Below are 8,869 nucleotides of genomic sequence, written 5' to 3' on the forward strand. Positions count from 1 at the left end.
ATTGAATCGCGGCGCCAAGACGTTGACCATGGCGTTATCCGATCAACCGAGACACGCCACCATGCCTAAATCCCAATTCTTCCGCGTCGCCACCGAAGGCGCCACCACGGACGGCCGTAACATCGACCGCGCCACCATCGAGCAAATCGCCGCCACCTACAACCCGAAAACCTACGGCGCGCGCATCTGGCTCGAACACATTCGCGGCATCCTGCCCGACAGCCAATTCAAGGCTTACGGCGACGTGATCGCGGTGAAAGCCGAGGAAGTAGACACCGACAACGGCAAGAAACTGGCCCTGTTCGCGCAGATCGAGCCTACGCCGGAACTGGTGGCCATCAACAAGGCGAAACAGAAGCTGTACACCAGCCTGGAAATTCAGCCCGACTTTGCCGACTCATCGCAGCCCTACCTGGTCGGCCTGGGTGTGACCGACAGTCCGGCCAGCCTGGGCACCGAGGCGCTGAAGTTCTCCGCCGGCCGCAAGCAGCAAAGCGCCAACCTGTTTACTTCCGCCGTCGAGGTGACGCTGGAGTTTGACGAGCCGCAGGGCACCAGGCTGGCCGACGCCGTGAAAAACCTGTTGTCGCGCTTTTCGAACAAATCCGGCGCCGACGCCGCGCAGTTCGCCGACATCAGCGAAGCCGTGCAGGAACTGGCCGGCCACGTCGTCACCGCCAACGACAACTACGCGGACGCCGTGACCCGCCTGGAGAAAACCGAGACGGCATTGAAAGCCACGCAGGACGAGCTGGCCGCCTTCAAGGCGCAGATGGATGAAGCACCCGGCAACGGCCCGCGCCGCCCGGCCGCCACCGGCAACGACGGTGCCGTGCAGACCGAGTTTTAAGCGCCCTCGCCCTTTCTTCCCCCATTCAACAACGGAGCAATGATTTATGAAAAAGCAAACGCGCCAGGTCTTTGGCCAATATGAAACCCGCCTGGGCCAACTGAACGACACGGACAACGTGGCCAAGACATTCAGCGTCACGCCCAGCGTGCAGCAAAAGCTGGAAAACAAGATGCAGGAATCGAGCGAGTTTTTGTCGAAGGTCAACATCATCGGCGTGACCGAGCAGGAAGGCGAAAAGCTGGGCCTGGGCGTATCCGGCCCGATTGCCGGCCGCACCAACACCAAGGACAAGGAACGCAAGACGCGCGACCTGTCCACCCTGGACGGCACCAAATACCGCTGCGAGCAAACCAATTTCGATACGCATTTGAACTATGCCAAGCTGGACGCTTGGGCCAAGTTCCCCGACTTCCAGTCGCGCGTGGCCAATGCCATCCTGACGCGTCAAGCGTTAGATCGCATCGTCATCGGCTTCAATGGCGTGAAAGCCATGGCTGACACCGACCTGGACGCCAATCCGCTGCTGCAGGACGTCAATAAAGGCTGGCTGCAGCACCTGCGCGAGCTTGCACCAGAGCGCGTGCTGGGCCTGGTGGCCGCTGGCATGCCGGGCAAGGTCATCATCGGCGACGTGGCCGACGCCGACTATGCCAACCTGGACGCGGCCGTTACCGATGCCGTCAACCTGCTGGACCCGTGGTATCAGGAAGACACCAACCTGGTGGCCATCGTCGGGCGCAAGCTGTTGAACGACAAGTATTTCCCGCTGGTCAACACCAAGCAGGCACCCACGGAAACGCTGGCGGCCGACATCATCATCAGCCAGAAACGCATTGGCGGCTTGCCGGCGGCGCGCGTGCCCTTCTTCCCGGATAACGCCATCCTCATCACGCGTTTCGACAATCTGTCGATCTACTTCCAGGAAGGCGCGCGCCGCCGCCGCGTCGAGGACGTGCCCAAGCGCGACCGCATCGAAAATTACGAGTCGTCGAACGACGCCTATGTGATCGAAGACCTCGGCCTGGCCGCGCTGGTGGAAAACATCGAGCTGAAAGACAAGTGATGAGCAACCAATCCCCCGCCCTGCGCCACCGCGCGCGCATGCTGGCCGAGCGCACGGCCGGCGCCGCCGCGCCGCAAGGCGTCACCACTGGCAGTGCCTATGAGCTGATGCTCTATAAGCTGTCCGATGATCGACGCCAGCTGAAATCCATCCAGTCGGTCCAACGCAAGATCGAGGTCAAGGCCACCATGCTGGCGACCTATGCGCAGTGGATCGACGGCGTGTTGGCCGGCGGCAAGGGTGCGCAAGACGATGTCGTGGCCACCTTGCTGGTATGGCACATCGACACGGGCGAATATGACCGCGCCCTGGTCATTGCCGCCTACTGCATGGAACATAAGTTCACCTTGCCCGATGGCTACAGCCGCGACATTCCGACCATGATGCTGGACGAATTTTCCGCCGCCTACCTGCAAGGCAAGCTGGGCGACGATTCGCAGCATGCCGTGGCCGTGTTGGGCACCGTCGAGGCGATGACGGCCGCCAGCGATGCGCCCGACCAGGCGCGCGCCAAGCTGCACAAGGCCATCGGCCTGGCCATGATCGCCGTGCTGGATCAAGCCGACGACACGGACATCGCCCCGGCGCTGGTGGCGCAGGCGGAAACGGCCATGGGCCAGTTAAAGCGCGCCCGCGCCCTGTCCGAGTCGTGCGGCGTCAAGAAAGATATGGAACGGCTGGAACGGCGCCTCAAGCGCACGGCCGGTTCCACGTAAAGAGCATCCCCCGCAGCACGGCGGCACGGGGGGATTCTGGCCAAACCAGCGACCTGATGAACCCCGTCCACCGCCCCATTTTGAAAGCGCCCCGTATGTCCTTCATGGCCCTGCCCCCGTCCATCCCGCCCGGCACCACGCCCGCGCCGCCAGCGCCGGCCGCCGGCATCATCGAGAACGACGGCTGGTTTCCCGATATTGCGCTGGCCGACATGCGCGACGCCATGCGCCTGGACGGCACCGTCACCGACGCGCGCCTGGTGCAAGCCGTGGTCGATGCCATTCTGCAGGTCAACCGCGAGCTGGCCGGCTGGCAAAGCGTGCATGCGGCCACCGGCATCGCCGCGCTGGCCGACGTGCCGGCCGCGCGCATCAACCGCGAGTCCCGCTTGCTGGCGCAGTACCGGCGCGCCGTCTACAGCACGGCGAAAGCCGATCTGATTGAGCGTTACCGCGACTACGACAGCACGGCCACCTCCGTGAGCGACAAGAAAAGCACGGAGTGGCTGGACGAGGCCCCCGGCGCGCAGCGGCGTAATGCGCAATGGGCCATCGCCGATATGGTCGGGCGCACGCACCTCACCGTGGAATTGATCTGATGCAGGTACGCACGCGGCAGCACGACACGGTGGACGCCATGGTGTGGCGCTACCTGGGCGACGGCGCGGGATACGTCGAGCACACCCTGGAAATGAATCCCGCACTGGCGTGCCACGGCGCCGTGCTGCCGGCCGGCCTGGTCGTCACCCTGCCCGAGCCGGCGCCCAGCACGGGCCAGGTGGCCGCAGCCGATCTTGTGCAGCTATGGGATTAACGCAGCAATCCACCATTTTTACCGTCATGAAAAATCTATCTAACTTCACCCCGGAGTATCAAGCAATGTCCGCAGAATCGTTTGGTGGTTTCGCCACCCTGGTCAAACTGTACGGCTTCAAGGCGGCGCTGGGCATGGTCGGCGCCGCCATGCTGTACATCGTGCTGCCGCCGCTGAACAGCGACGGCACCTTCAACAAGGGCGAATTCGTCGCCCGTCTGGCCTGCGCCGGCGTGTTCTCGTGCCTCCTGGGCGGCACCGTGTACCAGCTGCTGTGCGCGCAGCTCCCCGCCATCGGCGCCATGGTCAACGCCTCCGCCATCGACTTGATCGTCGGCGCGCCCGGCTGGTGGGTATCGCGCGCCGTGGCCCTGTGGTTCCAGCGCCGCAGCGACAAGGACATCGCCGAGCTGGTCAAAGACGCAAAGGAACACTGATGGCCACCATGGAAAATCCCCTGATCGCGCGCACCATCGACGCCATCCTGTGCGCCGAAGGCGGCTATGTGAACGACCCGCAAGACAAAGGCGGCGAAACCAACTACGGTATCACCGTGGCGGTGGCGCGCGCCAACGGCTACACGGGGCCGATGCGCGAGCTGCCCGTGGCAATGGCCCGCGCCATCTACACGGCCCGCTACATCACGGAACCCAAGTTCGACCAGGTGCTGGCCCTGCATGCCAGCATCGGCGCCGAAGTGATCGACACGGGCGTGAACATGGGGCCGCACCGCGCGGCCGAGTTCCTGCAGCGCTGGCTAAACGGTTTCAATGACACGGGCGCCCGCTATCCCGCCCTGTTCGTCGATGGCCGCCTGGGCACGCAGTCGCTGGACGCGCTGGACGCTTTCCTGAAATGGCGCGGCCAGGACGGCGCCACGGTGCTGCTGCGCGCCTTGAACGGCCTGCAGGCGGCACGCTACCTGGAAATCACCGAGGCCAACAAGACCCAGCGCCGTTTTCTGTTCGGCTGGATCAAGGAACGGGTGGCCATGTGATTGCGACCACCTGGCGCCCTCTGGCCGCCTGCCTCCTGTGCGGCGCCATCGCGGGCTGGACGGCGCAGGGCTGGCGTAAGGATGCCAGCATCGCCGAACTGCAGCGGGCGGCGGCCACCAGCAAAAGCACCGCCGCCACCGCACTGGCCCAGGCCACCGCCCGCGTGCTGACGCTGGAGCGCGCCGCTGGCGCCGCCCTGGCGCAGCGCGCCGACCACCTCAATCAGGAACAAACCCATGCGAAAACTGAACGTGACCGTTTTAACGATGACGTGCGCAGCGGCGCTGTGCGCCTGTCAATCCCCGTCGCCAGCGGCCACTGCGCCACAAGCGCAGATTCCGCCGCTGCCGCAAGCCATCGGCACCAAACGCGAGCCGAACTTGACCCAGCGACTGCGGCAGCTCTTGACGCCATTGCCGGCGACGGCGACGACGCCACCCGCCAGCTGAACGCCTGCATCGACGCCTACAACCTAGTACGAGACACCTACCATGTACAAACCGAATAGCCTGCGCCAGCACCTGGCCGCCGCGATTCCCCAGCTGCAGCGCGATCCCGACCGCCTGCTGGTCTTCGCAGATGAAGGGAACGTGGTGGCCAGTGCCACCGCGTCCCTCTCCTTCGAATACCGCTTCAAGCTCAACCTGATCGTCACCGATTACGCGGGCGACGCCGACGCCATCATGGTGGCCCTGATCGCCTGGCTGAAAGTCCACCAGCTCGACCTGATGGCCAACGAGGAAACGCGCAAGCACGGCATCGCCTTCGAGGTGGATTTTAATAATCATGAAACGGTCGACATTTCCATCAAGCTGGACCTGACCGAGCGCGTGGCCGTCAAGGCTGGCGAAGCGGGCCGCCTCGACATCAAACACCTGGCCGAGATACAGCACATGCCAGCCTACGCGGATGAGTTCTGGAAGCTGTATGACGGCGAGACCCTTCTGGCCGAATGGCGCACGCCCGAGGCGACGGCATGAGCGACGACCTGCACACTTTGGCAACCTGGGCCGGCGCCCTGCTGGCCAAGCTGCAGCCAGCCCAGCGCCGCGCCATCAATCACAAGGTAGCCATCGACCTGCGCCGCAGCCAGGCGCAGCGCATCAAGGCGCAGCAGGGGCCGGATGGCACGGCCTATACGGCGCGCAAGCGGCGCAAGGAATTCAAAGGCAAGAATGGACGCATCAAGCGGCAGAAGGCGGCCATGTTCGCCAAGATTCGTACTGCAAAACACCTGAAGGTGAAGGCGACCGGCGACCAGATCGAGGTCGGGTTCTTTGGCTGGGTGGCGCGCGTGGCGCATGTGCATCAGTTTGGCCAGCAAGACCGTTTGTCGAAAAAAGGGCCACTGTACAAGTACCGGGAGCGGCCACTGTTAGGAATGAGTGAGGCGAATCGGACGTTGATATGCGAATCGCTATTGCGTCACATAGAAAAAAACTAAGATGCATCGTAAGCGTCGGCCCTGCACCGTCTGGTCGTGGCAAGTAGCGTCTGCCAAAGTAGTTCCCATTACTTTTTGGCGGGAACTACTGTGGACACTGAAATGGAGTCGGTTATTCCTGTTGCACCGCTCCACCCATCTGGGTTCATGCATATGTCCTTCTAAATCGCTAAGCCCGGCAGCGACTCTATCGGCGGCGTCCATCCCGCCAGCGCCGGTTTCCTCCGCGATTTGTAGGCGTTCGTCGCATGGGAGAAAATACGGGCGTCCGTGCCGCTAGAATGGGGGCGAGTTAAACACAAGGAATTTAATGAGTTCTCCCCCATTTTTGCCATTCAACGCGCCTCCCGTATCGGAAGTCAAGCACGACCGCCACCTTGTGCGCCGCTACTTGCTGCAGTCTGCGCTGCGCTTAAACGCCGGTTCACTCTTGTTCCTGTCGCTGGCAATCGCGCTGCTTCCGCTCTGGCTGAACCACACCCCGGCCGCGCCGGGCGAAATGGAGACCCGCAAGCTGACTCCGTACATTGTCAGCGGCGTTGTGGCGGCGGTGATGGTCTGGCTCGCGCTGATGTCTAATGGGATCGCACGCAGCTTTCTAGCGCGGCTGAGCGAAGAGGGCAAGGCGCTGAGTGTCGAGGCGATGGCTTCCATGGTTACGCGTCGTATCCATGCGCCGTTCAATCCCTACACCACCTTTGACCTGTGCACCGAGTCCCTATCGGGGCTGGCGCTCGGCATGGCACTTGGCTACTCCGGTCCGCCTGCGTTTTTTCACGACCCTTTCAAGGGCCGGATCGTGCTGGGTCGCTGGCGCCCGTTGGTGCTGGGGCGCCATGTCGACGTGAGAATATCGTCCGATTTGGGCCCCAGCTGCGACATTGAGTTGCGCTGCCGACCTGGCCTGGCTTGGTTCGCGATCCAGCAGGGTGAGTCGCTAAAGACTGCCGAGATGGTGTCTACCCAACTGCAACAGCACCTCGCGCGCCATGCAAGCGCACTAAATGCGGCTCGGCGTGAGCGCGAGCTGGAACGCACCTCTCTGCAGGCACGTCTTTCAGCCTTGCAGGCCCAGGTAGAGCCGCACTTCCTGTTCAATACCCTGGCAAATCTAAAGTATCTGATCCGCACCGACCAGCGGGCCGCGCAAGAGATGCTCGACCATCTGGTCGGCTACCTGCAAAACGCGATGCCCGATATGCGCTCGGTGTCCTCGACCTTGGGACGAGAAATGGATCTTGTTAGCGACTACCTGGCGGTGATGCGCATCCGCATGGGCACGCGCCTACGCTACGCTGTCGAAGTGGCCGAAGAATTGCGCAGCCTGCCGTTCCCGCCGGCGATGCTGATCTCGCTTGTGGAGAACGCCGTCAAACACGGCTTGGAGCGGGCCAGCCGACCGGGCCTGATTACCATCAGCGTAAGGCACGAAAGCGACAGCACGGACGGGCTGCTGAGCGTGTCTGTTGTCGACGACGGGGTCGGCTTGACCGAACAATCCGGGCAAGGAACGGGATTGGCGAATATTACAGAGCGCTTGCTGCTGCTATATGGACGGAAGGCTAGCCTTTTTGTGGAGCCGGGCGACGGACAAGGCGTATGTGCAGTGTTGACGGTGCCTATTGTCGGGAGCCACGCCTGATGCCAAGCGCTCTGATCGTCGAAGACGAGCCTTTGCTAAGGGCGGAGCTGGTGGACCAGCTGTACGCCTTGTGGCCCGAACTGCAAATCGCCGGCCAGGTCGAAAACGGCATCGACGCGGTGGCAAGCATCGACGTACTGAAACCGGACATCGTATTCCTGGACATACAGATGCCCGGCCTGAACGGCATGGAGGTGGCGCGCCATATTCCCGAGTCGTGCCAGGTAGTGTTCGTTACAGCGTATGCGGACTATGCCTTGGCCGCGTTCGATACCGGCGCGTCCGACTATCTGGTCAAGCCGGTGACGACCTCACGCCTGCTGCAGACGATCCGTCGTTTGAAGTCGCGCACGGCCGCAAGCCCGCCGCCGGCCGTGTGGGAACAGCTTTTTGAACAGGAGAGCGCACCGGTGTACCTCAAGTGGATCAAGGCCTCAAGCGGCAATTCGGTGCGGCTGGTGATGGTGAGCGAAGTGCTGTACTTCCAGTCGAACGAAAAGTACACGCGGGTGGTGACGGACAACGGCGATTCGCTGATTCGGTTGCCTCTCAAGTCCCTGCTCGATCAACTGGACCCGCAGTTGTTCACGCAAATCCACCGCAGTGCCGTCGTCAATCTGCAGGCCATTGACCGGATTGAACGCATTGAATCCGGGGTGCGCAGCGGCCCTGGGCTGGAGGTCATCCTGAAAGGCCGGACCGAGCGCCTGACCGTTAGTGAGGGATTTACCAAGCAGTTCCGCCAGATGTAGCAGGGATGTTAAAGACTCCCTGCCGATTGGCCGCCTTCGTGACGACGGCGGATTTGTTGGTTCAGTTCGAAGTGAATCATTTAATCATATTAAAAAAAGGAAAATAATGATAAATAAATGGATAGTCTCCCTGGCTTTGTTATTGCTGACCGTGACAGGGGCAATCGCAGCGCCCCCCCCGGTGGCGCCGACAGTGGAGGTCAGTCGGGCAGTCCGGTTGGAGGTCATCGATACGCTGATTGCCAAGCTCAATGCCCACTACGTTTTTCCAGACAAAGCCAAACAAGTCGAGGTTGTCTTGCGCCAGCATCAGCGCGAGGGCAAATACGATAGGGTCACGGACGGTCAACAACTCGCCAAACAGCTATTCGATGACATTGATGGCGTTATCCACGACAAGCATATGTTCATCGATGTCAGTGCCCACCCGGTGCCGCCCGATGATGCAATGCCGCCGCCGCCACAGACGCGGGCGGAATGGGAAAAACAAGTGCCGCCTGCCGTGCTTGAAAGGGTTCTTGCATCAAACCTTGGCGTGGAAAAGGTCGATCATCTTAGTCCCAATATCGGCTACCTGGAGATTTCCT

General features: G+C 62.1%; 13 protein-coding genes. All 13 read left to right on the forward strand.

What is annotated here, in order from left to right; translation table 11 throughout:
• Window positions 1-61: 61 nt before the first annotated feature.
• A complete protein-coding gene (locus MRBLMS1_RS21860; RefSeq protein WP_485881838.1) occupies window positions 62-850 on the forward strand; it encodes a GPO family capsid scaffolding protein in 789 nt (262 codons plus the stop codon).
• Between the two features lie 46 nt (window positions 851-896).
• Complete coding sequence (locus MRBLMS1_RS21865) at window positions 897-1,916, forward strand: phage major capsid protein, P2 family (RefSeq protein WP_485881840.1); 1,020 nt, start codon at window positions 897-899, stop codon at window positions 1,914-1,916.
• Window positions 1,916-2,632: a phage terminase small subunit gene (gpM, locus tag MRBLMS1_RS21870; RefSeq protein ID WP_485881842.1), complete on the forward strand. Its 717-nt coding sequence runs from the start codon at window positions 1,916-1,918 to the stop codon at window positions 2,630-2,632. Before MRBLMS1_RS21865 ends, gpM begins: the two co-directional genes overlap by 1 nt.
• Before the next feature lie 95 nt (window positions 2,633-2,727).
• Window positions 2,728-3,231: a head completion/stabilization protein gene (locus MRBLMS1_RS21875; protein ID WP_485881844.1), complete on the forward strand. Its 504-nt coding sequence runs from the start codon at window positions 2,728-2,730 to the stop codon at window positions 3,229-3,231.
• A complete protein-coding gene (locus MRBLMS1_RS21880; protein WP_485881846.1) occupies window positions 3,231-3,446 on the forward strand; it encodes a tail protein X in 216 nt (71 codons plus the stop codon). The genes MRBLMS1_RS21875 and MRBLMS1_RS21880 overlap by 1 nt, the downstream gene beginning before the upstream one ends.
• Before the next feature lie 65 nt (window positions 3,447-3,511).
• The gene (locus tag MRBLMS1_RS21885; RefSeq protein WP_035820867.1) at window positions 3,512-3,883 is read left to right on the forward strand and encodes a hypothetical protein; all 372 of its coding nucleotides are present in this window, start codon (window positions 3,512-3,514) and stop codon (window positions 3,881-3,883) included.
• Entirely contained in the window at window positions 3,883-4,443 is a 561-nt protein-coding gene (locus MRBLMS1_RS21890; protein WP_485881849.1) for a glycoside hydrolase family 108 protein, read from the forward strand. The genes MRBLMS1_RS21885 and MRBLMS1_RS21890 overlap by 1 nt, the downstream gene beginning before the upstream one ends.
• Window positions 4,440-4,952, forward strand: a complete 513-nt coding sequence (locus tag MRBLMS1_RS21895) for a lysis system i-spanin subunit Rz (RefSeq protein WP_485881851.1) — start codon at window positions 4,440-4,442, stop codon at window positions 4,950-4,952. The genes MRBLMS1_RS21890 and MRBLMS1_RS21895 overlap by 4 nt, the downstream gene beginning before the upstream one ends.
• Entirely contained in the window at window positions 4,936-5,424 is a 489-nt protein-coding gene (locus MRBLMS1_RS21900) for a phage tail protein (protein ID WP_485881853.1), read from the forward strand. Before MRBLMS1_RS21895 ends, MRBLMS1_RS21900 begins: the two co-directional genes overlap by 17 nt.
• Complete coding sequence (locus tag MRBLMS1_RS21905; RefSeq protein ID WP_485881855.1) at window positions 5,421-5,888, forward strand: phage virion morphogenesis protein; 468 nt, start codon at window positions 5,421-5,423, stop codon at window positions 5,886-5,888. The genes MRBLMS1_RS21900 and MRBLMS1_RS21905 overlap by 4 nt, the downstream gene beginning before the upstream one ends.
• Before the next feature lie 310 nt (window positions 5,889-6,198).
• On the forward strand, window positions 6,199-7,530 hold the full coding sequence (locus MRBLMS1_RS21910; protein WP_070300940.1) for a sensor histidine kinase: 1,332 nt from the start codon (window positions 6,199-6,201) through the stop codon (window positions 7,528-7,530).
• Window positions 7,530-8,282 (forward strand): LytR/AlgR family response regulator transcription factor, encoded by a 753-nt coding sequence (locus MRBLMS1_RS21915; RefSeq protein ID WP_485881858.1) that lies wholly within the window; start codon window positions 7,530-7,532, stop codon window positions 8,280-8,282. Before MRBLMS1_RS21910 ends, MRBLMS1_RS21915 begins: the two co-directional genes overlap by 1 nt.
• Before the next feature lie 106 nt (window positions 8,283-8,388).
• A partial coding sequence (locus tag MRBLMS1_RS21920; RefSeq protein WP_485881860.1) for a hypothetical protein occupies window positions 8,389-8,869 on the forward strand: 481 nt, incomplete at its 3' end.

This window comes from Massilia sp. LMS1-1-1.1, from assembly GCF_040815535.1.
In the GTDB taxonomy this organism is placed as follows: Bacteria; Pseudomonadota; Gammaproteobacteria; order Burkholderiales; family Burkholderiaceae_D; genus Janthinobacterium; species Janthinobacterium aestuarii.

What these genes read in the sequence shown, in the direction of transcription:
- MRBLMS1_RS21875 (WP_485881844.1), top strand. Translation starts at nt 2,728, where the DNA reads ATGTCCTTCATGGCCCTGCCCCCGTCCATCCCGCCCGGCACCACGCCC.
- MRBLMS1_RS21860 (WP_485881838.1), top strand. Translation starts at nt 62, where the DNA reads ATGCCTAAATCCCAATTCTTCCGCGTCGCCACCGAAGGCGCCACCACG.
- MRBLMS1_RS21905 (WP_485881855.1), top strand. Translation starts at nt 5,421, where the DNA reads ATGAGCGACGACCTGCACACTTTGGCAACCTGGGCCGGCGCCCTGCTG.
- MRBLMS1_RS21880 (WP_485881846.1), top strand. Translation starts at nt 3,231, where the DNA reads ATGCAGGTACGCACGCGGCAGCACGACACGGTGGACGCCATGGTGTGG.
- MRBLMS1_RS21885 (WP_035820867.1), top strand. Translation starts at nt 3,512, where the DNA reads ATGTCCGCAGAATCGTTTGGTGGTTTCGCCACCCTGGTCAAACTGTAC.
- MRBLMS1_RS21890 (WP_485881849.1), top strand. Translation starts at nt 3,883, where the DNA reads ATGGCCACCATGGAAAATCCCCTGATCGCGCGCACCATCGACGCCATC.
- MRBLMS1_RS21910 (WP_070300940.1), top strand. Translation starts at nt 6,199, where the DNA reads ATGAGTTCTCCCCCATTTTTGCCATTCAACGCGCCTCCCGTATCGGAA.
- MRBLMS1_RS21865 (WP_485881840.1), top strand. Translation starts at nt 897, where the DNA reads ATGAAAAAGCAAACGCGCCAGGTCTTTGGCCAATATGAAACCCGCCTG.
- MRBLMS1_RS21900 (WP_485881853.1), top strand. Translation starts at nt 4,936, where the DNA reads ATGTACAAACCGAATAGCCTGCGCCAGCACCTGGCCGCCGCGATTCCC.
- MRBLMS1_RS21915 (WP_485881858.1), top strand. Translation starts at nt 7,530, where the DNA reads ATGCCAAGCGCTCTGATCGTCGAAGACGAGCCTTTGCTAAGGGCGGAG.
- gpM (WP_485881842.1), top strand. Translation starts at nt 1,916, where the DNA reads ATGAGCAACCAATCCCCCGCCCTGCGCCACCGCGCGCGCATGCTGGCC.